Raw genomic sequence first — 21,822 nt, 5'->3', positions numbered from 1 at the left:
CCGCTCATCCACTGACACGCTGCGCAAAGCTCTCCGTCAGCCAGTCGATGAACACCCGCAGGCGCTGCGTCAGGTGGCGGTTCTGCGGATAGACCACATGGAAGGGAAAGCCGTCCGGGCGCCAGTCGGCAAGGATCTCGACCAGCGATCCATCCCGCAGGTGCTTGCCGGCGCAATAGCTGAAGGTCTGGACGATGCCCAGCCCGGCCACGGCGGCCGCCAGGTGCGCATTGCTTTCATTGATGCCGACACGGTGCTCTACCTTGATTTCCACGCTCTCGCCGCCGCGCGCGAACCTGAATGGAAGGGCGCGGCCATTCGAGGTCAGGACATAGCTGACCAGACGATGGCCGTTTTTCAGTTCGTCCGGATAGGCCGGCGTGCCGAACTGCTTCAGGTAGGACGGCGCGGCGCAGGTCACCATCGTGGCCCGGCCGATGCTGCGCGCCACCAGCGACGAGTCGTTCAGCCCGCCGCCGCGGATGACGCAGTCGACGTTGTCGGCGATCAGGTCCGCCGCCCGGTCCGACACGCCGAGCTCGATCCGGATGTCGGGATAGCGCGCGAGGAATTCGGGCAGCGCCGGCAGCAGGACGTCGCTGGCCGTCGACGAGCCGATGTCGATGCGCAGCTGGCCGCGCGGCCTGGCCCGCGCGACGTCGAACGAGGTATCGATCTCTTCCAGGTCGGCCAGGATGCGCACCGTCTTCTCGTAGTAATCGCGGCCCTCGGGCGTGACGGTGACGCGGCGCGTGGTCCGCTGCAGCAGCCGCACGCCCAGGTGCGTTTCCAGTTCGCGCACCAGCTTGCTCAAGGTGGCGTTCGGCATGTTCAGCGAATCGGCGGCGCGGGTAAAGCTGCCGGCTTCGACCACGCGACCGTAGGCGCGTATGGCGAGCAATTGGTCCAAGGGTGTCCTTTCAAGCATCCGCATTATCTACGTGCGTAAATAATGTATTTCACTTTTCAGGATTTATCAATAAACAGACGGCCGCTAAAGTTCATCCATGCCTTCGATACGCGACAGGCACCAACGAACCGCTCCATCACTGAAAGGACCTACCATGAACACCCAATTGAACGGCAAGATCGCCCTCGTCACCGGCGGCACCTCGGGCATCGGCCTGGCGACGGCGCGCGAATTCGCGGCCCAGGGCGCACGCGTCTATGTCACTGGCCGGCGCCAGAACGAACTGGACGCCGCGGTCGAGGCCATCGGCCCGGCCGCCACCGGCATCCGCGCCGATGCTTCGAGCCTGACGGACCTGGATAAAGTGTATGCGCAGATCGCACGCGACGCGGGCCGCCTCGACATCCTGTTCGCCAATGCCGGCGGCGGCGACATGATGCCGCTCGGGGCCATCACCGAAGACCACTTCGACCGCATCTTCGCGACCAATGTGCGCGGCGTGCTGTTCACGGTACAGAAGGCGCTGCCGCTGCTGGTGGACGGCGGCGCGATCGTCCTCACCGCGTCGACTACCTCGGTGCAGGGCACGCCCGGCTTCAGTGTCTACAGCGCGAGCAAGGCAGCGGTGCGCAACTTCGCCCGCTCGTGGGCGATGGACCTGAAGGATCGTGGCATCCGCGTGAACGTCATCAGCCCCGGCCCGATCCGCACCCCGGGCCTGGGCGGCCTGGTCGACGATGCGAGCCGCCAGGGCCTGTTCGACCACCTGGCCGCGCAAGTGCCGATGGGGCGCCTGGGCGAGCCGGAAGAAATCGGCAAGGCCGTGACCTTCCTGGCGTCCAGCGCCGCCAGCTACATCAACGGCATCGAGCTGTTTGTCGATGGCGGGATGGTGCAGGTCTGAGGCGCCATGCAAAAGGCCCGCCACCAGGGCGGGCCTTTCATCTGGCGCGACGCGGGCTTACGCCGATTTGTCCTGGTGCGCGTCGAGCTGCGCGCGCAGCTCCTGGCCGTTCGAGTGCGTATAGTCCTTGTTGACTTCGCGCCTGATCAGCGATTTGAGTTGCGGATCGATTTGCGTGCGCAGAACGCCCAGGAACTCGGGCGAGGCCGAGATCACCAGTTGCTGGAAGCGGCCGGCCTGGTGTGCCTGCTGCAGGTAGTTCGACACATCCTTGGCAAATTTCTGGGTCTCGTGCTCGGCCGGCGTGACGGCAGGCTGGTAATCGTTGCCCTGTGCGCCGGCAGGCGCGGCGTGCTGGAATCCGCCACCTTGTCCGCCGCCGATATTGTGGCCGCTATTCTGCGCGGAACGCGGGCTCATCTTGTCAGTGACGATGTCCAGCACGCGCTGTTGCGCGGCCGGATTGACCAGGTCTTCGACCTCTTTCAAGGATGCCGCGTTATCGGCGTCGGAAAAAATGCGTGCACGGCCGGCATTGGCTGCGATCGTCCAGGTTGTTGGCATATTACCCCCTGTAAAAATGGTGTGATGAAATCGCCCGCAACATCGTCCCGATAATGTTGAGCCAGGACTTCTGCATGGCGACAAGTGATGATTCAGTATAGCCCTGCATGAAAATGCCCGGCGCACCGACTTCTCTGGCGTGCGCGTCTTGCGCTGTTGAAACAAGGCCGCAATCAATTTCTCTTGGGATGTGCAGTACCTAACTGACCATTGTGCTCATGCCCGGCATCATGAACCCATCGACAACAAGCATGTGAGAGGAGTAAATCATGGGTAAATATTTCATTGGTTGGCTGCTGGGTATTCCTGCCGTCGTGCTCGTCATTCTGTATTTCATCTTCGGCTGACGCGTGTCGGTCGCACAAAAGAAAACGCCACCGTCGAGGTGGCGTTTTCTTTTGTGCCCGGATTTCAAGCGTCAGGGCAAGGCCGCTTCGAGGATTTTTTTAGAAGCCAGCTGTTTCGCCGCGATGCCCTGCAGTGCAGCGGCGGTATGCGCGTCGATGCCGATCTCACGTGCGATCGCATCGCCGGCGCCGAGCGAGCGCGGATCGCCTCCGGTCACGCTGCCGAAGATGGTCAGCGCCTCCAGATAATAGCCATACACGCTGCCATGATAGGCGTCATCTCCCCATAGATTGACCTGGCCGGCCGGTATGGCGCGATAGGGATTGGCGGCGGCCACGCCGCTGGAGATCGCACGGTTCCATGCTTCGCCAACCGGGATCACGCCGTCAATGAAGCGGGAAGCGGCATGGGCCGCGTCATGGCCGCGCCGCACGTCCAGCGCCATTTGCGAGATTGGCTTGCCGTACCAGGCGCCGCTTGCCAGCCAGGTCTGGTCGGCGCGCTACCAAGTCGCGCTCAGGCGTACGTCAACCTGCGGATTCTGCTTGTGGAATGCCTGGGCCAGCAGGCCGCTGTAATGGATCAGCTTGGCGGGATCGCCGGGAACGTCCTGGTCCAGCGTGCTATAGCCTTGCAGTAGCACGACATCCCATGGTTTCACGATGACACCGAAGCGCTGCTTGTAGTGGAAGTCGAGGCCGGCGCCGCCTTCCGTCTCCAGGCTGACTTCGTAGTCCAGTCCCGCGTGCTCCGTCATCGCCTTGAACAGCGCGGGGACGCCACCGATCTTCGTGCCGTTCAGGTCGGTTACCGTGTGCGGCCGGAAGCCGTTCACCGTCGGGGCGCCGGCGCCATAGGTGAAGCTGTTGCCGACAAAGAGGATGGTGGTGGCGCTGGACGATGTGGATAGGCTCATTGCGGAGATGGCGAAGAGAAGGGCGCCGGTGAGGCGCAGGCGATCGGAAAAGGGCATGTGCAGGCCTATCTTGAATGCAGGAATGTAAGTGTGCAAAGAATATAAGTGAGAAAGCAAGAGCGATTTGTGTAGATGCCGTCGTGCTACTCTTGCTATTCCTCCAATAACAACCTGGAAACCCATGAAAGCCATCCTGCCGATCCTTGCCGTGACCACCCTGATTGCCGGCTGCGCCGCCACCCCGTCGCCAGCCGACTCGCGCGATCAATTCATGGCCACGCTGCAAGGCATGTGCGGCCAGCGCTTCGAAGGCGCGCAATCGTATGCGGTCGACCCGAACAATGAATTTGCCGGCAAGAAGATCTCGACCCAAGTCAATTGCAGCGCGGCGGATATCCGCATGCCGGTGCAAGTCGGCGAAGACCGTTCGCGCACCTGGATCTTCACCCGTCCGCAAGCCGGGCTGGAACTGCGCCACGATCACCGCTACCCCGACGGCAAGCCACACAAGGTCACGATGTACGGCGGCATGGCGAAAGAGGGCGGCAGCGCGCTCTCCCAGGCTTTCCTGGCCGATAAATACACCGCGGACCTCGTACCCGGTGCGGAAACGAATGTCTGGACCGTCACCCTGAGCGAGGATGGCAAGACCCTGACCTATCGCCTGGAGCGTCACGCCAAGCCGCGTGCCGAATTCGTGTTGCAGCGCATACAGGGATAAACTTCCACGGCGCTAGTGCCATGCCGATCTGGCCGCATGTTGCAGTGCGCAACGTTGCGACGTGATAATTTGCAAATAGCTATACTCAAATGGTCGGCGACGTCGTCCCATCTTGAAGGAGCTTCATGCGGTTCAGATCGGTACAACTATCCATGCGCTTCATCGTCCCGCTGGCCCTGGTGCTGGCGCTGTTCGGTTATTTCGCGATTCCATGGATGGAAAATCTCACCGTACGCTGGTTCGTACGGGACCTCGATACGCGTTCCCAGCTGGTCTCGAGTACCTTGCAACAACCGTTGCTCAACTACCTCGAGGACGATGATTCGGCACGTATCAATGATGCGTTCAGCCGTGCGATCCAGGACGAGCGCCTGTATGCGCTCGCCTTCTGCACGCCCGACGGGACGCTGCTGTACAAGACCGATACCTATCCGGTGACCCTCGGCTGCAGCCAGGGCGCGGACGGCGAGGACGCCAGTCCCGTCGTGCAGCTGCCGCGCGGGCCGGTCCACGTCTCGAGCCGCGAGCTGACCCAGGACGGCATCTCCGCCGGCCGCCTGATCCTGGTGCAGGACATGAGCTTCATCGAGCGGCGCAGCGAAGACACCAAGAAATACATCATCGGCCTGTTCGTCGTGCTGGCGGGCGCCATCTCCCTGATCACCGTACTGATCGCCCACCTGAGCTGGCACGGCTGGCTCAACGGCGTGCGCGAGATGCTGCGCGGCGAGTTGTCGCCCCGTCCACCGGGGCCGATGTCGCCGGAAATCGCGCCGCTGGCGAGCGAACTGCGCGCCCTGCTCAACGAATACAACCGCGACCTGCAGGGCAGCGGCGTCGAATCCCAGACCTGGGGCGCCGACACGCTCAAGACCCTGCTGAACCAGGACCTGGCGGGCGACGAGATCCTGGTGGTCTCGAATCGCGAGCCCTACATCCACGTGAACACGCCCAATGGCGTCAAGGTGCAGCGCCCGGCCAGCGGCCTGGTGACCGCGGTCGAGGCCGTGATGCGCGCCTGCTCCGGCACCTGGATCGCGCACGGCGCCGGCTCGGCCGACCGCGACACGGTCGACGCCAACGACCATGTGCGCGTGCCGCCCGAGAACCCGAGCTATACCTTGCGTCGGGTCTGGCTGTCGAAGGAAGAAGAGCAGGGCTACTACTATGGTTTCGCCAACGAGGGCTTGTGGCCGCTATGCCATATCGCCCACGTGCGGCCGGTGTTCCGCTCGACCGACTGGGCCGAATACGTCAGGGTCAACCAGCGCTTCGCCGACGCCGTGATCGCGGAGGCGCGCTCCGACAACCCGGTGGTGCTGGTCCAGGATTATCACTTCGCGCTGCTGCCGCGCATGGTGCGCGCGGTGCTGCCGAAGGCCACCATCATCACCTTCTGGCACATTCCCTGGCCGAATCCGGAATCGTTCGGCATCTGCCCGTGGCGCGAAGAAATCCTCGACGGCATGCTGGGCAGCACGATCCTCGGCTTCCACACGCCGTTCCACCGCAAGAACTTCCTCGACACGGTGGACCGCTATCTCGAAACCCGCATCGAGAACGAGGCCTCGACCGTCAGCTACGGAAACGAGCTGACCCAGGTGAAGCCGTACCCGATCTCGATCGCCTGGCCCGAGCCGGCGCCGGGCGAGTGCGACGTGGCGGCCTGCCGCGCCGAGATCCGCCAGGCGCTGTCGCTGCCGGCCGACCAGTTGCTGGGCATCGGCGTCGACCGCCTCGACTACACCAAGGGCATCGTCGAGCGCTTCCAGGCGGTCGAGCGCATGCTCGAGCTGCATCCGGACATGGTCGGCAAATTCACCTTCGTGCAGATCGCCGCGCCCACCCGGTCCTCGCTCGACGAGTACCAGAACTTCGAAGCGCGGGTGCGCGCGCTGGCCCAGCGCATCAACCAGCGCTTTTCCAGCGGCAGTTACCTGCCTATCATCCTCAAGACCGAACACCATGAACAAGCACAATTGCGCACGTATTTCCGCGCTTCCGAGGTGTGCAGCGTGACCAGCCTGCACGATGGCATGAACCTGGTGGCCAAGGAATTCATCGCCGCCCGCGACGACGAGCAGGGCGTGCTGATCCTGAGCCAGTTCACCGGCGCCGCGCGCGAGCTGCACGAGGCGCTGATCGTCAACCCGTATCACATCGAAGAGGGCGCCGAGGCGCTGTACCGCGCCCTGCGCATGCCGCAGGACGAGCAGCGCGAACGCATGCGCACCATGCGCCTGCGGGTGCGCGACTTCAACGTCTACCGCTGGGCCGGCCGCATGCTGCAGGACGCGGCGCGCCTGCGTCAGCGCGAGCGCGTGCGCTCCAGGATCAATTCGCTGAGCCAGAACCGGGTGAGAAAGGGGGACGCATGAGCTCAACTATCCTGACCAACGAACAGTCGGCGCTGGACCTGCTGGCCGCGTCCGACTGCGCCCTGTTCCTCGATTTCGACGGCACGCTGGTGGACATCGCGCCGCGCCCGGACCAAGTGGTCGTCACGCCCGAATTACTGACATCGCTCGCGACCTTGCAAGCGCGGCTGGACGGCCGGCTGGCCATCGTCTCGGGCCGCCCCGTCGCCGAACTCGATCGGCTGCTGGCGCCGCTGGTGCTGCCGGCCGCGGGCGTGCACGGCATGGAGCGGCGCGGCTTCGACGGCGTGCTGCGCCAACTGCCGGCGCCCGACTTCACGGCGGTGCGCACCCAGGCCCACGCGCTGGCGGCGCGCCATCCTGGCCTCTGGGTCGAGGAAAAGCATGGCGCGCTGGCGCTGCATTATCGCCAGGCGCCGGAACTGCAGGCGCTGTGCGTCGAGACCATGGCGGACGCGGTGCGCAGCAGCCTGGGCTTGCTCCTGATGGAAGGCAAGATGATCGTCGAGATCAAGGCCGCCGGCGTCAGCAAGGGCACGGCGGTCCGCGACTTCCTGGCCGAGGCGCCGTTCCTCGGTCATCGCGCGCTGTTCATCGGCGACGACACCACCGACGAAGCCGGTTTCGATCACGTAGAGCGCGTCGGCGGCATCGGCCTCAAGGTCGGGCCGGGGCCGACAGTGGCCAGCTGCCGCATCGCATCGAGCCAGGCGGTGCGCGATGCGCTGGCGCACGCCGCCGCCACGTCAACCTTAGGAAAGGATTCAGCATGAATGATATTTCCCCAGAGTGCACATCGACCGCAGTGCACGACGCGCCGGGCTCCCTCGATTGTGGCGTGGTCGGCAATTGCGCCTTCAGCGCCATGATCGACCGCATGGGTCGCGTGGTGTGGTCCTGCCTGCCGCGCTTCGACGGCGATCCGGTGTTCAACGCCTTGCTCGACCCGAGCGAGAACGGCAGCCTGTGGAGCATCGAGCTCGAGGACGTCGTGCGCAGCGAGCAAGCCTATGAGCCGAACACGGCGGTGCTGCGCACGCGCCTGTACGACGCGGCCGGCAACGGCATCGAGATCACCGACTTCGCGCCGCGCTTCCTGAGCCGCGACCGCATGTTCCGGCCCCTGATGCTGATCCGGCGCGTGAAACCGCTCGGCGCCGGCGTGCGCGTGCGCATCAAGCTGCGGCCGCGCTTTGAATATGGCGCGAAAAAGCCCGAGGTCACCCAGGGCAGCCACCACATCCGCTACGTCGGACCGGACCAGACGCTGCGCCTGAACACCGACGCCTCGCTCAGCTACGTGCTGTCCGAATCGTTCTTCCTGCTCGACCGGCCGATGAACTTCATGCTGGGACCGGACGAGACCCTGGCCGACGGCATCAAGGACACCGCCCACCGCTTCGAGAAAGAAACGATCGGCTACTGGCGCACCTGGACCCGCCGCCTGGCGCTGCCGCTCGAATGGCAGGACGTCGTGATCCGCGCCGCGATCACCTTGAAACTGTCGCTGTTCGAGGACACCGGCGCCATCATCGCCGCCATGACCACCAGCATCCCGGAAGCCCCGGGCAGCGAGCGCAACTGGGATTACCGCTTCTGCTGGCTGCGTGACGCCTTCTTCGTGATCCGGGCCCTGAACAGCCTGTCCGAGGTCGGCACCATGGAAGACTACCTGCGCTGGCTGGGCAATGTGGTGGCGCGCGCCAAGGGCGGGCACATCCAGCCGCTGTACGGCATCGGCCTCGAGGAGCAGTTGCCGGAATCGATCGTCGAGCACCTGCCCGGCTACCGCAACCACCGCCCGGTGCGCATCGGCAACCAGGCGCAAGAACACTTCCAGCACGATGTGTACGGCAATATCGTGCTCGGCGCAGCCCAGGCCTTCTTCGACCACCGCCTGTTCCGCCGCGCAGGCCTTCCCGAGTTCCGCCTGCTGGAGGCGGTCGGCGAGCAAGCCTTCCGCGTGTGGGCCGAGCCGGACGCCGGCATGTGGGAGCTGCGCACCCGGGCCCGCGTGCACACCTCGTCGGTGCTGATGAACTGGGCCGCCTGCGATCGCCTGGCCAAGATCGCCGACGTGCTGGAGTTGCCGGACCGCGCCGCCTACTGGGCCGAGCGCGCCGAACTGATCCGCAATCGCCTGCTGGCCGAAGCCTGGAGCGAAGAGCGCCAGGCCTTCGCCGAAAGCCTGGGCGGACGCGACCTGGACGCCAGCGTGCTCCTGATGGCCGAGATCAATTTCATCGATCCGAAAGATCCGCGCTTCGTCGCCACCGTCGACGCGCTGGAAAAATCGCTGTGCGACGGCCCTTATATGCGCCGCTACGAGGCGCCGGACGATTTCGGCGTACCCGAGACCGCTTTCAATATCTGTACTTTCTGGCGCATCGACGCGCTGGCGCGGATCGGGCGCACGAAGGAAGCGCGCGAGGTGTTCGAGGCCATGCTGGCGGCGCGCAACCACCTGGGGCTGCTGTCGGAAGACACGCATCCGGTCACCGGTGAAATGTGGGGCAACTTCCCGCAGACGTATTCGATGGTTGGCCTGATCAACTGCGCCATGCGTCTGTCGAAGTCGTGGAATAGCGTCGTGTAGCGGGGTATGGTCAAGTTATCAATGGCGCAACCACGGTATGGTTGTGCTATTGACCACAAAAATCGCTTATTTTATTTTTAACGGATGCGGTAGTATCGCAGGTGTCTTTACGCCTTGAGGCCGCATCCGGTGGGGCTGGGAGGGGGTGTTGGGCTTTCCGATAGGAACGCACGATTGAAAATCGTATCAGATTGCTTGATGTATAATTTCCTGGTCAAAAAATTATCCACCAGGAAACATAACGCCGTTGACATCCTTCCAGAATGCGCACTGGCGTTTGCCGCCTCCGATCGTCTCACGACAGCAATCAATTAGATGACTATTAAAGTTCTCACCGTTTTCGGGACGCGACCGGAAGCAATCAAAATGGCTTCCGTGGTGCGCGTACTGTCCGAATCGCCCGACGTCGACGTCAAGGTCTGCGTCACCGCCCAGCACCGGCAAATGCTGGACCAGGTATTGAGCCTGTTTTCGCTCACGCCCGATTTCGACCTGAACCTGATGACCCCGGGGCAGGACCTTTCCGACATCACCTCGAAGGTGCTCACCGGGATGCGCGGCGTGCTGCGCGAGTGGCGTCCGGATGTTGTTTTTGTTCACGGCGATACTACCACGACTTTTGCGACCAGCCTCGCCGCGTATTACGAGCGGATACCGGTCGGCCATGTGGAAGCGGGCCTGCGTACCGGAAACATCTACTCGCCGTGGCCGGAGGAGGTGAATCGCTGCCTGACCGGCGTGATCGCCAGCCTGCACTTCGCCCCGACCGAGCATGCGCAACAGAATCTGCTGAACGAAGGCGTGCCGGCCGCGAATATCTGCGTCACGGGTAATACCGTGGTGGATTCCTTGCTGGACGTCGTCAAGCGGCTGGAAACCGATACCGGGCTCAAGCGCGAGATGGAAGCCCAATTCGACTTCCTCGACAGCAAGAAGAAATTGATCCTCGTGACCGGTCACCGGCGCGAAAATTTCGGCGACGGCTTCGAGAACATCTGCCGCGCGCTGGATGAAGTGAGCCGCATGCCCGATGTCGAAGTGCTGTATCCGGTGCACCTGAATCCGAACGTGCAGGAACCGGTGCAACGTATCCTGAAAGGCAACCCGAACGTGCACCTGATCGATCCGGTGAGCTACCTGCCTTTCGTCTACCTGATGAACCGCGCGGCGATCCTGCTGACCGATTCCGGCGGCATCCAGGAAGAAGCGCCATCGCTCGGCAAGCCGGTGCTCGTCATGCGCGACACCACCGAGCGGCCCGAAGCCGTGGCGGCCGGCACCGTGCGCCTGGTCGGCACCGGCATCGATTCCATCGTCGGCGGCATCCGCACGCTGCTCACCGACCCGGCCGAGTACGAACGCATGAGCTCGGCCACCAATCCCTACGGCGACGGCACCGCCGCGACCCGCATCCTTAACTTTTTAAGAGAAAAACATGAGCAGCACCTTTGATACTATCTCGATGATCGGTCTGGGTTACATTGGTCTCCCAACCGCTGCAATGTTTGCATCCCGCAAGAAAAACGTCATCGGCGTCGATATCAACCAGGATGCGGTCGACACCATCAACAGTGGCCAGACCCACATCGTCGAGCCCGACCTGGACATGATCGTCGCCGCGGCCGTCAACCAGGGCTACCTGAAGGCGTCCACCACGGTGCAGCCGGCCGACGCCTTCCTGATCGCCGTGCCGACGCCGTTCCGCGGCAACCACGAACCCGACGTCAGCTACGTCGAAGCGGCGGCGCGCTCGATCGCGCCGGTGCTCAAAAAAGGCGACCTGGTCATCCTCGAATCGACCTCGCCGGTGGGCACCACCGAAAGCCTGGCCAAATGGCTGGCCGAAGAACGCCCCGACCTCAAGATCCCGCTGGGCCCGGACGACGAAGCCGACATCAACCTGGCCTATTGCCCCGAGCGCGTGTTGCCGGGCAAGGTGATCCACGAGCTGGTGTCGAACGACCGCATCATCGGCGGCATCACCAAGGCCTGCTCCGAGCGCGCCATCGCGCTGTACCAGACCTTCGTGCAGGGCGAGTGCATCGAGACCAACTCGCGCACGGCCGAGATGTGCAAGCTCACCGAGAATTCCTTCCGCGACGTGAACATCGCCTTCGCCAACGAACTGTCCGTCATCTGCGGCAAGCTCGATATCGATGTGTGGGAACTGATCGCGCTGGCCAACCGCCATCCGCGCGTGAACGTGCTGCGTCCGGGTCCGGGCGTGGGTGGCCACTGCATCGCGGTCGACCCGTGGTTCATCGTGCACAGCGCGCCGGAGCAGTCGAAGCTGATCAGGGCGGCGCGCGAAGTCAACGACTACAAGCCGCACTGGGTGCTGGAAAAGGTGAGGGAAGAAGTCCAGAACTACCTGGCCGCCAACCCCGAGCGCAAGGAATCGGACGTCACCATTGCCTGCTTCGGCCTGGCCTTCAAACCCGATATCGACGACCTGCGCGAAAGCCCGGCGCTCGACATCGCCGCCGAGATCGCGAAAACGCACAGCAGCCGCGTGATCGTGGTCGAGCCGAACATCTCGGCGCTGCCGGCCAGCCTGGACAAGGGCGAGCTGCGCACGCCGCAGGATGCGCTGGCGCGTTCGCAGATCGTCGTCATGCTGGTCAATCACAAGCCGTTCCTGGCGCTCAAGGAGTCGCTGTTCGCCGACAAGGTGATCATCGATACCTGCGGCTACCTCAGCGCCACCGGCCGCTAACGCTCGTAAAGGAATTCCTCATGCGTGTTCTCCACGTCCTGGATCATTCGATTCCGCTGCACAGCGGCTACACCTTCCGCACCCGATCGATCCTGCGCGAACAGCGCGCGCTGGGCTGGGAGACCTTCCATGTGACGGGTTCCAAGCAGAACTCGGGAGACATGCGCGAAGAAACGGTGGACGGCCTGCATTTCTACCGCACGGCCGTCGCGGACAGCCCGCTGGCCAAGCTGCCGGTGCTGAACCAGAAGCAGGTGATCGACGGTCTCGAGCGCCGCCTGTCCGAGATCATCCCGCAGATCAAGCCGGACGTGCTGCACGCCCACTCGCCGTCGCTCAACGCGATCGCGGCCCTGCGCGCCGGTAAAAAATTCGGCATCCCGGTGGTGTACGAGGTGCGCGCGTTCTGGGAAGACGCCGCGGTCGACCACGGCACCTCGAGCGAGGGCGGCCTGCGCTACCGCCTGACGCGCGCGCTGGAAACCCATGCGCTCAAGCAGGCCGACGCCGTCACCACCATCTGCGAAGGCCTGCGCCGCGACATCGTGGCGCGCGGCATCCCGGCCGACAAGATCACGGTGATCCCCAACGCGGTCGACATCGACAAGTTCGCCGTCGGCGGCGTGGCCGACCAGGACCTCAAGACCAAGCTCGGCCTGCAAGGCGCGCGCCTGATCGGCTTCATCGGCTCGTTCTACGCCTACGAGGGCCTGGACATCCTGCTGCGCGCGGTGCCGGCATTGGCCGCCGAGCGTCCAGACCTGCGCGTGCTGCTGGTCGGCGGCGGGCCCGAAGACGCGCGCCTGCGCCAGCTGGCCAAGGACCTGGACATCGTCGACAAGGTGGTGTTCACGGGCCGCGTACCGCACGAGCAGGTGCAGATGTATTACGACCTGCTCGACGTGCTGGTCTATCCGCGCCTGTCGATGCGCCTGACCGACCTGGTCACGCCGCTCAAGCCGCTCGAGGCGATGGCCCAGGGCCGGGTGCTGGCGGCGTCCGACGTGGGCGGCCACAAGGAACTGATCGTCGACGGCAAGACCGGCGTGCTGTTCAAGGCCGACGATCCGCAGGCGCTGGCCGTCAAGGTCGGCGCCCTGATCGACGCCCAGGCCGAATGGCCGGCGCTGCGCGCGGCCGGCCGCCAGTTCGTGGAGAGCGAGCGCAACTGGAAAGCCAGCGTGGGCCGCTACAAGAGCATCTACGGCCGCCTGACCGGAGCCGCGGCCTGATGAAGATCCTGACGTTCAGCACGCTGTTCCCGAACAGCGAAAAGCCGGGCCACGGCATTTTTGTGGAAACCCGGCTGCGCCACCTGGTCGCCAGCGGCCAGGTCGAGGCGCGCGTGGTGGCGCCGGCGCCGTGGTTCCCGTCGCAGAACCCGCGCTTCGGCCAGTATGCGCGCCAGGCCAGGGTGCCGCGGCGCGAGGTGCGCCACGGCATCCAGGTCGAGCATCCGCCCTATCTCGTGGTGCCGAAGATCGGCATGAACGTGGCGCCGGCGCTGCTGTTCCAGTCGGCCAAGGGCACGATCGCGCGCATGATCGACGAGGGCTATGATTTCGACCTGATCGACGCCCACTATTTTTATCCGGACGGCGTGGCGGCGGCCATGCTGGCGCGCTACTTCAACAAGCCTTTCGTGATCACGGCGCGCGGTTCGGACATCACGCTATTCCCCAAATTCGCGCTGCCGCGCAAGATGATCCACTGGGCCGCCAGCCGCGCCGACGGCATCATCACGGTGGCCAATGCGCTGCGCGATGAGGTGGTCAAGCTGGGCATCGATCCGGCGCGCGTCGTCGCGCTGCGCAATGGCGTCGACCTGCAGCTGTTCCGGCCGCCGGAGCAGCGTGAAGAGCGGCCGTTCACCCTGATCACGGTCGGCCACCTGGTGCCGGTCAAGGCCCAGGAACTGACCATTGGCGCCTTGCCCCAGTTGCCGGGCGTGCGCCTGGTGATCGCAGGCGAAGGCCCGAACCGGGGCATGCTCGAAAATCTCGTGCGCGAACTGAAACTGGAAGACCGCGTCACCTTTTTGGGCGCCGTCTCGCAGCAGGAATTGCGCGTCCAGTATGGCAAGGCCGACGCGATGGTGCTGTCGTCCAGCCGCGAAGGCTGGGCCAATGTGCTGCTCGAATCGATGGCCTGCGGCACCCCCGTGGTGGCCAGCCGCGTATATGGCACGCCCGAAGTCGTGGCGGCGCCGGAGGCGGGTGTGCTGATGAACGAGCGGACCTCCGACGGTGTGGCCGAAGGCGTCAAGCGGCTGCGCGCGAACTACCCCGACCGCGCCGCCGTGCGCCGCTATGCCGAAGGCTTCAGCTGGGATGACACCACGGCCGGCCAGCTGCGTTTGTTCCGCTCCATCCTCAAGCAGGGCGAGTCGCTGGCCCTGGCGTAATTGTCCACCCCGCCGTCATGGGCGGGTCATATTTCGCGATTACATTCGCCTGCATACCGTGACCCGAGGGGCGTGTGCATGAGGCAGGGCGACTTTCAACAAGGCATTGCTGGGAAAAAGATTCTCTTGCTCAGCATTCCTGCTGGCGCCGGCCATACCCGGGTCGCCGAGGCCATCCGTTCCCGCGCTGCAGCCGACTATGGCGACGTCAAGGTCATTCACCTGGACGCGATGGCCTTCGCCGCGCCGCGCCTGCGCAAGGTCTACACCAACTTCTATCTGCTCCTGATCGGCCGCGCGCCCGGCCTGTGGCGCCATGTGTACCGGCTGACCGACGAGGCCAATCCGGACGGCTGGTTCAACCGCCTGCGGCGCTGGGTCGAGCGGCGCGATTGCCGCCTGCTGGCCGACGAGATCGCCGCGCTGGCGCCGGACGCCGTCATTTGTACCCACTTCCAGCCGGCCGAGATCCTGTCGCAGCAGATCGCGGCCGGCAAGCTGGCTTGCCCGGTCTGGGTGCAGGTGACCGACTTCGACCTGCACCGCATGTGGATCCACCCGCACGTCGCCGGTTACTTCGCCGCCAACGACGAAGTGGCGTTCCGCATGCGCGAGCAGGGCATCCCGGCGCAGGCGGTCCACGTGGCCGGCATTCCGACCATGCCGGCGTTTTCCCAGGTGCACGAACGTGAAGAATGCGCCCGCGAGCTCGGCCTCGACCCTGCGCTGACGACCTTGCTGCTGATGGGCGGCGGGGCCGGGCTGGGCGGCTTGAGCCGGGTGGCGGAAAAACTCCTCTACATCCCCGGCGACTTCCAGCTGATCGCCCTGGCCGGCAAGAATGCCGCCGAGCTGGCCGCCCTGCAGCGGCTGGCGGTGCGTTATCCGGGCCGGCTGGCGCCGCAGGGCTTTATCGACCGTGTCGAGCGCCTGATGGCCTGCGCCGACCTGGTGGTGACCAAGCCGGGTGGCGCCACCAGCGCCGAATGCCTGGCGATGGGGGTGCCGATGATCGTGAATGCGCCGATCCCGGGGCAGGAAGAGCACAACGCGAACTACCTGCTCGAGCAGGGGGCGGCGCTCAAGGCGTCCGACCTGTCCACCCTCGAATACCGGGTCCGCCACCTGCTGGCGCATCCCGAACAGCTGCAGGCCATGGCCGCCCGTGCGCGGGCGCTGGGCCGGCCGCACGCCGCCATGCAGGTGCTGGAAACCGTGCTGGGCCAGTTGGAACCGCAGTGCAAACCGCAGTGTGAACATCTATGTGAAGAGGCTTATGGTTGAATTGTCGGATGGTGGCAGGGTCGTATCGATGGTGGGTGCGGTACTGGTGGCGGCCTACCTGTTCGCGCGGGTGGAAGTGGAAATCGAGGGCGAAGCCGGTTGGGCGGCGAACCTGCCGACCTGGCGTATCGAACAGCATCCGCTGCTCGACATCTTCATGGGTGGGCGCGCGCTGACCGGCTACCATCTGTGGATGTTCGCCTTCATCGGCCTGATCTTCCACTTCCCGCTGTTCTTCATGGGGCAGTGGTCATGGAAGCTGGAAGCTTGCGTGGCGGCGTCGATCATGCTGTTCTGGATCGTCGAGGACTACCTGTGGTTCGTCATCAACCCGGCCTTCGGCTGGCGCCGCTTCAAGCAGGAACTCGTGCCCTGGCATAAGCACTGGGCGTTCGGCGCGCCGGTCGACTACTGGATATTCGGCGCCATCAGCCTGCTGCTGTTCTGGTACGGCGCCTGAGCCAGCACGCCCAGGTCGAGCGCGTGCCGGATCCGGCAGCACAGCTCGGCCGAGCTGCGTGAGATCAGCTCGTGCGGGATCTCGAACTTGGTCGTCAGCCGGTCGTGGCATTCGAAGCCGTAGGAGACCATGAACGGGTGCATGCCGGTGCTGACCGCCGCCATGAAGTCCTTGTGTTCGTCGCCGCAGATGAAGGCGCGCGCCGGGTTGACGCCGAACTGTTCGCGCGTGGCGCGGAACTGGGCGGTCTTGGTCTCCTTGAGGGGAATGTGGACCAGGAAGTCGAGTTCGGCGATGTCGATGTCGTGGCGCAGGAATAGCTGGCGCAGGGTTTCCAGGGGTTCGATCGTGACGTTGCGCGTGACGATGCCGACCGTGATGTCGGGCGCGGCGATCAGCTCGCGGATCAGGTCGGCGATGCCGTCATAGAGCCGGGCCTCTTGGCGGTAGATGCCGGTGAGGGTGTCGATCAGCTGGGCGCGGCTGTTCTTGCGCAGGTTCTTGCGGATGATCGAGGGGAATTCCTTCAGCCCGCCCATGTACTTGAGCAGCTTGTGCCGCTTCTGGAACCGGGTCTCGTCGCCGATCACCAGTCCATGGTGGGAGAATGCCGCTTCGATGGCGGAGAAGGCATCGATGGTGGTGCCGTCCGCATCGAGGATCAAGAGCTTCTTGTCGCTTTTGTACATGATGTCTGCGCATCCGGGTAGCGTTGGCCGGTCCGGCGTGAACACATGCCGGAGCTCACTTTTGACCATCATCCGCCCACGTAATGACAGGCGTGTGACAAAACGGCGGATGTTCGCCGTTTGCGATGCGCGACGTGAGGATGCAGGCTTGACTGAGGTTTTCAGGACACAGCTTCATTCAAGCCTGCCTGCGGCTAGGCCTTGGCGGCCGGTTTCAGGCGAAAGCTGATGCCCATGCGATTGAACGCGTTCATGGCGGCGATGGCGATCGTCAGGTCGACCAGGTCCCTGGAATCGAATGCTTTCGAGGCTGCGGCATAGGCTTCGTCGGACGCATGGGTTTCACTGACGCGGGTAACTTCTTCGGCCCAGGCCAGCGCCGCCCGTTCCTGGTCCGAGAACAGGTAGGCCGCTTCGTGCCAGACCGGGACCAGAACCAGCTTGTCGACCGACACGCCTTCCTTGACCAGGTCGCGCGAGTGCAGGTCGATGCAATATGCGCAGCCGTTGATTTGCGACACCCGCAGGAAGACGAGGTGGATCAGTGGGGAGGGAAGATTGGTGTTCTTCGTGACGTAGTGATGGACGCCGCCCAGCGCTTGGGCGCCTTCAGGCGAGGCCTGGATCCAGTTTTCGCGATTCATTTGTCTTGTTTCCTCAGGTTGAACGAGTCGATGCCGGCGAACAGGCCGGCTGCCTGGTAGACGAGCGAGGCGACGGTTGTGTGACATCGCGCGCAAAAAATCAATCGGCCGAGGCGTATTTTCTTGAATCGGTACACTGTCTTGCATCGATGACAAGCACCGGAACCAGCATGCGCTATATGGATTTCAGTTCGTGGCAAGGCGCGATGACGACGATCATCGGGCTTGCCGTGTTTACCTTGCTGGGGGTGGGCATCCGCATCCTCATGATTCAGACCATCCAGCAGCGCCGCGAGCGCATGAACCGCCAGATCAACGAGCGCCTGAAAACCCTGATCGCCGCCTACCGCACCCTGGGCGGCTCGTTCACCGGGCAGCTGACGGTCGATCCGACGCATCTGCGCGACCTGCGCGAGCGGGCCGGATCGGGCGAAGAGGGGGGAAGTGATGGAACCGCGAGCTCGGACCGCTCACGCCGCATCCGCGATGCCGTCGAAGCCGCGCTGGCGGACATCCTGCTGCTTGGCACCGAAGAGCACTGCCGGCTGGCGGCGCAGGCGGCGGCCGACCTTGCGGCGGGGCGGCCGATTCATACGGCGGAGCTGGTCGTCAGCCTGCGCACCTTCATTCGCGCGGCGCTGGATCTTGATCCGATGCCGGATGAGGTGATGATTCCGCTGCAAGGACCGACGCGCACGCAGGGTGGTGGCGGTCGTGCGAAAGGCGAGGCCGGCGGCGGTGGAAACCGGGGCGGCGGCATGGACGGCGGCGGCGGGGGCATGCCCATCCCCGCCGGACTTGGGCACAAGGATGGCGCCTAGTTACGCCCCTTCGAGCAAGGGCAAAGGCGTCACCGTCACCTGGACCTCGAGTTCCTGCTTGCCTCCCCCGAGCACGATGCCGCGCAACGGGGTCACGTCGCTGAAGTCGCGGCCCCAACCCAGCGTGATGTGTTCATGCTGCACCAGGCAGCGGTTGGTCGGATCGAAATCGACCCAGCCCAGCGCCGGGCAGAACACCGACACCCAGGCGTGCGAAGCGTCGGCGCCGATCAACCGCGGCTTGCCTTCGGGGGGATGGGTCAGGATGTAGCCGCTGACATAGCGCGCGGGCAGGCCGATGCTGCGCAGGCAGCCGATCATCAGCTGGGCGAAATCCTGGCAGACCCCGCGCCGGCCGCGCAATACCTGATCGAGCGGGGTCGAGATCTCGGTCGCCTTGGCATCGAACTCGAAGTCGTCGAAGATCCTGTGCGTCAGGTCCAGCGCAGCATCGAGCTGCGGCCGGCCGGGGGTGTAACTGGCACGGGCATAGGCTTCCAGCTCCGGGAAGCTCTTGACGTGGGGCGAGGTGTACAGATAGCGGCAGGCTTCGAGCGTCGCGGCGCTTTTTTCCTTGCCCATCATGTCGCGCACGCACTCCCAGGGCAGCGTGGCGGCGATCTGCGCCAGGGTGTAGCGTGCGCGCAGCGAGACCGTCGATTCGGCATGCACCAGCAGGCTGTCGTGCGGCACGGCCAGCGCCACGTGGCGGGTGATGTTGCCGAAGTAATCGACGCCATCCTTGCCGTCATTGACGGCCGGGTCGAGCCAGATCAGGTGCGATTCGGTCTGCTGGCAGGCGAAGGAGCGGGGCGTCAGGTGCAGGAATTGCTGCGACAGGGTCACCGTGCTGCTGTATCGGTAGCGGGTTTCATGCACCACGCGATAGCGCGCGCATACGCCGTTCGCCGCGAAATCGATCATGACGTGCGGTTCCTTTGGCGGCCGTTGTCGGTATAGCTGAAAAATTGCACGCTGATCTGCTCGGACAGGGCCGCACTGGCGCGCCCGATCCGGTCGAGCAAACCGCCGAGCAGGGGATTGCCGTGCTTCAGGTCGGTGTCCGGAGCGAGCGCGAGCAGCTCCGTTTTCAGGGGCGCCAGCATATGCGTGCCGCAAGGACCGTTGGTCTGTTCGATCTTTCCCAGCGTGCCCAGGATGCCGTTGAGCTGGAAGACGATCGAGCGCGGATTGGTCTCGTCGAGCAGCAGCAGGTCGAGCACCGGCAGCCATTCGGGCTGGGCCCGGTAGCGGGCCCGGTAGGTGATGATGCTGTCGGATAGCTCCAGCAGCCAGTCGAGGTTGCCGCTCCCGTCCATCGCGAGCGCGCGCTGCAGCACCACGCTCTGGAATTGCAGGCGCTCCAGGCGGCGTCCGATCGACATGAAACGCCAGCCAAGATCGCGCGTCATGCCATCGAGGGCGAAGCCGGCCAGTGTCATCAGCGCGGCGGCGGCATCGTCGAGGATCGTCATGACCCCCGACTGCGAAGGCCGCTCGCCGGCGGCGGCGGCGGGCTGCACCATCCGGTTCAGTGCACGCCAGTTGTCGACCGAGAAGCGTTCGTGCAGCAGCCCGGCGAGCCGGTGCAACTGCTGCTGCTGGCGGGCCAGGCCGGGGACCGTGGGCGAGACGACCGCCGTCAGCAGGGCCGACTCGATCTCGGCATCGGTGAAGATGGGACCGGCCTGGCTGGCGCCGGGGCCGGCCGGCTTCTTGCCTTCGTCGAGCAGGCCGAACCAGATGCACAGCGCCTCGACGGTCGGCCATTCCGCGCCGCGCTGGTCGAAACGGACGTTGAACAAGAAATCGAGCGCGACCCGCAGCAGGCGGCAGATATTGTCGGTGCGTTCCGCATGGCGTCCGAACCACAGCAGGTTTTCCGCCACGCGGCTAGACAGGTTGGTGTCTTCCCGCACCAGGTCGCGGCCCGAGATGCTGCGCTGCTGCAGGCGGTGCACTTCGACCCTGGCGCGCGCCTGGACCCAGGTGTCCTTGCTGGATCCGCCCATCTGCATCGTCAGCACCCGCGCATCCGGTCCGGTAGCCACCCGGGTCAGGCCGCCGGGCATCACCACATAGCCGTTCGGGGTGGCGCAGGCAAACACCCGCAGGCCGACGGCGCGCGCCTCGAGGCCAGGCGCCGGCCCGTCCCGCCATACCGGCGATTGCGACAGCCGCACCAGTTCCTGGGCAATGTAATCGTTGGGATTGGCGCGCATCCTGGCGACGAAGGCCGCGCGCGCCTCGCCATCGAGGTCCTGGCCAAACAGCGCAGCCTGCGGACGCTGTGAAAAGCTGGGCTTGATGACCAGGCGATCGAGCCTGGCGATGACGGTGTCCAGCGCGCTCGGCTCGCCGCACCACCAGGTGGCCACCGACGGCATTTTCAGGGGCTCGCCCAGCAGGCGCTTCGATAGCGCCGGCAGGAAGCCGAGCAGGGCGCCCGATTCGAGCAGGCTCGAGCCGAGGCTGTTGGCGACCAGCACATTGCCGCGCATGGCGGCCTGGGTCAGGCCCGCCACGCCCAGCAGCGAGTGCTGCAGTTCGAGCGGATCGCACGATTCGTCGTCGACCCGGCGCATGATCACATGCACCCGGTGCAGGCCGGCCAGGGTCTTGAGGTACACCACCCCATCGCGCACCGTCAGGTCGCCGCCTTCGACCAGCGGCAGGCCGAGATAGCGCGCCAGGTAGGCCTGTTCGTAGTAGCTCTGGCTGCGCGGGCCTGGCGTGAGCAGCACGATCAGCGGCGCCTCGCCCTCGCGCAGCGGCGCGGGATGGTCGCCGGTCGCCGCGCACAAGCGCCCCCAGTGCACCAGGCTGTCGTGCATGGTGCGGAAGAACCTGCCGAGAGGCTGCACCTTCAGTTGGCGCAGCAGGTCGGGGAAGGTGGGGGCGATGATGGCGCGGTTTTCCAGCGCATAGCCGGCGCCGAACGGCGCCTGGGTGCGGTCGGCCATGACCCACCAGCGGCCATCCGGCGCGCGCGCGAGGTCGACCGCGTAGAAATGCAGGGCGACGTCGTCGTGGTGCCGCATGCCGTGGCAAGGGCGCAAGAAGCCGGCATGGCCGTCGACCAGCGCCGGCGGCAGCAGGCCCTCGTGCAGCATCTCCTGCTTGCCATACACATCGCCCAGAATCTTGTTGAGCAAGGTGGCGCGCTGGATCACGGCCGCCTCGATGCCGCTCCATTCCTCGTGCGGCAGGATCAGCGGCAGCACGTTCAGGTCCCATGGCCGCTGCTTGCCGTGGGCGTCGGCGGCCACGTTATAGGTCACGCCGTTCTCGCGCACCTGGCGCTGCACCATCTCGCGCCGCTGGCGCATCATGCCCGGCGCTTCCTGCTCCAGGTTGGCTAGCAGCGCACGCCAGTGGGCACGCGGCATCTTCGCCGCGTCGAGCATTTCATCGAAACCGTCCGGTGCGGCGAGATAATGGGCTAGTAACTGGTTGGACATGAAGGC

At 64.9% G+C, this 21,822-nt stretch carries 20 protein-coding genes; 12 read left to right on the top strand and 8 right to left on the bottom strand.

Annotated features, from left to right (window positions below):
* Positions 1 to 4: 4 nt before the first annotated feature.
* The gene (locus SOM28_RS20905) at positions 5 to 910 is read right to left on the bottom strand and encodes a LysR family transcriptional regulator (RefSeq protein ID WP_320469322.1); all 906 of its coding nucleotides are present in this window, start codon (positions 908 to 910) and stop codon (positions 5 to 7) included.
* A 154-nt stretch (positions 911 to 1,064) separates the two neighbouring features.
* Between SOM28_RS20905 and SOM28_RS20900 the strand changes: the two genes are divergently transcribed.
* Positions 1,065 to 1,814 (top strand): SDR family NAD(P)-dependent oxidoreductase, encoded by a 750-nt coding sequence (locus tag SOM28_RS20900; protein WP_123068548.1) that lies wholly within the window; start codon positions 1,065 to 1,067, stop codon positions 1,812 to 1,814.
* Between the two features lie 57 nt (positions 1,815 to 1,871).
* Here SOM28_RS20900 and SOM28_RS20895 read toward each other — a convergent pair whose 3' ends face one another.
* The 3 genes from SOM28_RS20895 to SOM28_RS20885 form a co-directional block, all read right to left on the bottom strand.
* Positions 1,872 to 2,378 carry a host attachment protein gene (locus SOM28_RS20895; RefSeq protein ID WP_320469321.1) on the bottom strand — a complete coding sequence of 169 codons (507 nt, stop codon included), beginning with the start codon at positions 2,376 to 2,378 and terminating at the stop codon, positions 1,872 to 1,874.
* A 418-nt stretch (positions 2,379 to 2,796) separates the two neighbouring features.
* The gene (locus tag SOM28_RS20890) at positions 2,797 to 3,171 is read right to left on the bottom strand and encodes a hypothetical protein (protein WP_320469320.1); all 375 of its coding nucleotides are present in this window, start codon (positions 3,169 to 3,171) and stop codon (positions 2,797 to 2,799) included.
* A gap of 57 nt (positions 3,172 to 3,228) precedes the next feature.
* Complete coding sequence (locus tag SOM28_RS20885; RefSeq protein ID WP_320469319.1) at positions 3,229 to 3,699, bottom strand: hypothetical protein; 471 nt, start codon at positions 3,697 to 3,699, stop codon at positions 3,229 to 3,231.
* A gap of 124 nt (positions 3,700 to 3,823) precedes the next feature.
* On the opposite strand from SOM28_RS20885, the gene SOM28_RS20880 reads away from it, so the two are divergent.
* The 10 genes from SOM28_RS20880 to SOM28_RS20835 all read left to right on the top strand — a co-directional run bounded on the left by SOM28_RS20880 (position 3,824) and on the right by SOM28_RS20835 (position 16,201).
* Positions 3,824 to 4,363: a hypothetical protein gene (locus SOM28_RS20880; protein ID WP_320469318.1), complete on the top strand. Its 540-nt coding sequence runs from the start codon at positions 3,824 to 3,826 to the stop codon at positions 4,361 to 4,363.
* A gap of 125 nt (positions 4,364 to 4,488) precedes the next feature.
* Positions 4,489 to 6,741, top strand: a complete 2,253-nt coding sequence (locus SOM28_RS20875; protein ID WP_320469317.1) for an alpha,alpha-trehalose-phosphate synthase (UDP-forming) — start codon at positions 4,489 to 4,491, stop codon at positions 6,739 to 6,741.
* Positions 6,738 to 7,514 (top strand): trehalose-phosphatase, encoded by a 777-nt coding sequence (otsB, locus tag SOM28_RS20870; protein WP_320469316.1) that lies wholly within the window; start codon positions 6,738 to 6,740, stop codon positions 7,512 to 7,514. Before SOM28_RS20875 ends, otsB begins: the two co-directional genes overlap by 4 nt.
* Positions 7,511 to 9,337 carry a glycoside hydrolase family 15 protein gene (locus SOM28_RS20865; protein WP_320469315.1) on the top strand — a complete coding sequence of 609 codons (1,827 nt, stop codon included), beginning with the start codon at positions 7,511 to 7,513 and terminating at the stop codon, positions 9,335 to 9,337. The genes otsB and SOM28_RS20865 overlap by 4 nt, the downstream gene beginning before the upstream one ends.
* 315 nt (positions 9,338 to 9,652) lie before the next feature.
* Positions 9,653 to 10,789, top strand: a complete 1,137-nt coding sequence (wecB, locus tag SOM28_RS20860; RefSeq protein WP_320469314.1) for a non-hydrolyzing UDP-N-acetylglucosamine 2-epimerase — start codon at positions 9,653 to 9,655, stop codon at positions 10,787 to 10,789.
* Positions 10,773 to 12,053: a UDP-N-acetyl-D-mannosamine dehydrogenase gene (gene wecC / locus SOM28_RS20855; protein ID WP_320469313.1), complete on the top strand. Its 1,281-nt coding sequence runs from the start codon at positions 10,773 to 10,775 to the stop codon at positions 12,051 to 12,053. The genes wecB and wecC overlap by 17 nt, the downstream gene beginning before the upstream one ends.
* Positions 12,054 to 12,073: 20 nt before the next feature.
* Complete coding sequence (locus SOM28_RS20850) at positions 12,074 to 13,285, top strand: TIGR04063 family PEP-CTERM/XrtA system glycosyltransferase (protein WP_320469312.1); 1,212 nt, start codon at positions 12,074 to 12,076, stop codon at positions 13,283 to 13,285.
* The gene (locus SOM28_RS20845; RefSeq protein WP_320469311.1) at positions 13,285 to 14,457 is read left to right on the top strand and encodes a glycosyltransferase family 4 protein; all 1,173 of its coding nucleotides are present in this window, start codon (positions 13,285 to 13,287) and stop codon (positions 14,455 to 14,457) included. The genes SOM28_RS20850 and SOM28_RS20845 overlap by 1 nt, the downstream gene beginning before the upstream one ends.
* A gap of 78 nt (positions 14,458 to 14,535) precedes the next feature.
* Entirely contained in the window at positions 14,536 to 15,741 is a 1,206-nt protein-coding gene (locus SOM28_RS20840) for an MGDG synthase family glycosyltransferase (protein WP_320469310.1), read from the top strand.
* Positions 15,734 to 16,201: a hypothetical protein gene (locus SOM28_RS20835; protein WP_320469309.1), complete on the top strand. Its 468-nt coding sequence runs from the start codon at positions 15,734 to 15,736 to the stop codon at positions 16,199 to 16,201. Before SOM28_RS20840 ends, SOM28_RS20835 begins: the two co-directional genes overlap by 8 nt.
* Here SOM28_RS20835 and SOM28_RS20830 read toward each other — a convergent pair.
* Both SOM28_RS20830 and SOM28_RS20825 read right to left on the bottom strand, forming a co-directional pair.
* Positions 16,150 to 16,890: an HAD family hydrolase gene (locus SOM28_RS20830; protein ID WP_123068536.1), complete on the bottom strand. Its 741-nt coding sequence runs from the start codon at positions 16,888 to 16,890 to the stop codon at positions 16,150 to 16,152. The genes SOM28_RS20835 and SOM28_RS20830 overlap by 52 nt on opposite strands.
* Before the next feature lie 194 nt (positions 16,891 to 17,084).
* Entirely contained in the window at positions 17,085 to 17,534 is a 450-nt protein-coding gene (locus tag SOM28_RS20825; RefSeq protein WP_320469308.1) for a carboxymuconolactone decarboxylase family protein, read from the bottom strand.
* A gap of 170 nt (positions 17,535 to 17,704) precedes the next feature.
* On the opposite strand from SOM28_RS20825, the gene SOM28_RS20820 reads away from it, so the two are divergent.
* Positions 17,705 to 18,355: a hypothetical protein gene (locus SOM28_RS20820; protein WP_320469307.1), complete on the top strand. Its 651-nt coding sequence runs from the start codon at positions 17,705 to 17,707 to the stop codon at positions 18,353 to 18,355.
* Here SOM28_RS20820 and SOM28_RS20815 read toward each other — a convergent pair whose 3' ends face one another.
* Positions 18,356 to 19,279, bottom strand: coding sequence for a transglutaminase family protein (locus SOM28_RS20815; protein WP_320469306.1), 924 nt, complete (start codon positions 19,277 to 19,279; stop codon positions 18,356 to 18,358). It abuts the gene before it with no gap.
* Positions 19,276 to 21,816, bottom strand: a complete 2,541-nt coding sequence (locus SOM28_RS20810) for a circularly permuted type 2 ATP-grasp protein (RefSeq protein WP_320469305.1) — start codon at positions 21,814 to 21,816, stop codon at positions 19,276 to 19,278. The genes SOM28_RS20815 and SOM28_RS20810 overlap by 4 nt, the downstream gene beginning before the upstream one ends.
* Positions 21,817 to 21,822 lie beyond the last annotated feature (6 nt).

Origin of the sequence: Massilia sp. CFBP9026, assembly GCF_034045165.1 — a bacterium.
Lineage (GTDB): Bacteria > Pseudomonadota > Gammaproteobacteria > Burkholderiales > Burkholderiaceae_D > Telluria > Telluria arenae.
Note: the sequence above shows the minus strand (reverse complement) of the source record. Positions and strands in the feature narration are given on the sequence as shown.

Coding starts and splice junctions, on each gene's coding strand:
- SOM28_RS20820 (WP_320469307.1), top strand. CDS start 17,705: ATGCGCTATATGGATTTCAGTTCGTGGCAAGGCGCGATGACGACGATC.
- SOM28_RS20810 (WP_320469305.1), bottom strand. CDS start 21,816: ATGTCCAACCAGTTACTAGCCCATTATCTCGCCGCACCGGACGGTTTC.
- SOM28_RS20890 (WP_320469320.1), bottom strand. CDS start 3,171: ATGGCGCTGGACGTGCGGCGCGGCCATGACGCGGCCCATGCCGCTTCC.
- SOM28_RS20885 (WP_320469319.1), bottom strand. CDS start 3,699: ATGCCCTTTTCCGATCGCCTGCGCCTCACCGGCGCCCTTCTCTTCGCC.
- wecB (WP_320469314.1), top strand. CDS start 9,653: ATGACTATTAAAGTTCTCACCGTTTTCGGGACGCGACCGGAAGCAATC.
- SOM28_RS20895 (WP_320469321.1), bottom strand. CDS start 2,378: ATGCCAACAACCTGGACGATCGCAGCCAATGCCGGCCGTGCACGCATT.
- SOM28_RS20825 (WP_320469308.1), bottom strand. CDS start 17,534: ATGAATCGCGAAAACTGGATCCAGGCCTCGCCTGAAGGCGCCCAAGCG.
- SOM28_RS20850 (WP_320469312.1), top strand. CDS start 12,074: ATGCGTGTTCTCCACGTCCTGGATCATTCGATTCCGCTGCACAGCGGC.
- SOM28_RS20875 (WP_320469317.1), top strand. CDS start 4,489: ATGCGGTTCAGATCGGTACAACTATCCATGCGCTTCATCGTCCCGCTG.
- SOM28_RS20835 (WP_320469309.1), top strand. CDS start 15,734: ATGGTTGAATTGTCGGATGGTGGCAGGGTCGTATCGATGGTGGGTGCG.
- SOM28_RS20830 (WP_123068536.1), bottom strand. CDS start 16,890: ATGTACAAAAGCGACAAGAAGCTCTTGATCCTCGATGCGGACGGCACC.
- SOM28_RS20815 (WP_320469306.1), bottom strand. CDS start 19,279: ATGATCGATTTCGCGGCGAACGGCGTATGCGCGCGCTATCGCGTGGTG.
- SOM28_RS20840 (WP_320469310.1), top strand. CDS start 14,536: ATGAGGCAGGGCGACTTTCAACAAGGCATTGCTGGGAAAAAGATTCTC.
- SOM28_RS20845 (WP_320469311.1), top strand. CDS start 13,285: ATGAAGATCCTGACGTTCAGCACGCTGTTCCCGAACAGCGAAAAGCCG.
- wecC (WP_320469313.1), top strand. CDS start 10,773: ATGAGCAGCACCTTTGATACTATCTCGATGATCGGTCTGGGTTACATT.
- SOM28_RS20865 (WP_320469315.1), top strand. CDS start 7,511: ATGAATGATATTTCCCCAGAGTGCACATCGACCGCAGTGCACGACGCG.
- SOM28_RS20880 (WP_320469318.1), top strand. CDS start 3,824: ATGAAAGCCATCCTGCCGATCCTTGCCGTGACCACCCTGATTGCCGGC.
- otsB (WP_320469316.1), top strand. CDS start 6,738: ATGAGCTCAACTATCCTGACCAACGAACAGTCGGCGCTGGACCTGCTG.
- SOM28_RS20900 (WP_123068548.1), top strand. CDS start 1,065: ATGAACACCCAATTGAACGGCAAGATCGCCCTCGTCACCGGCGGCACC.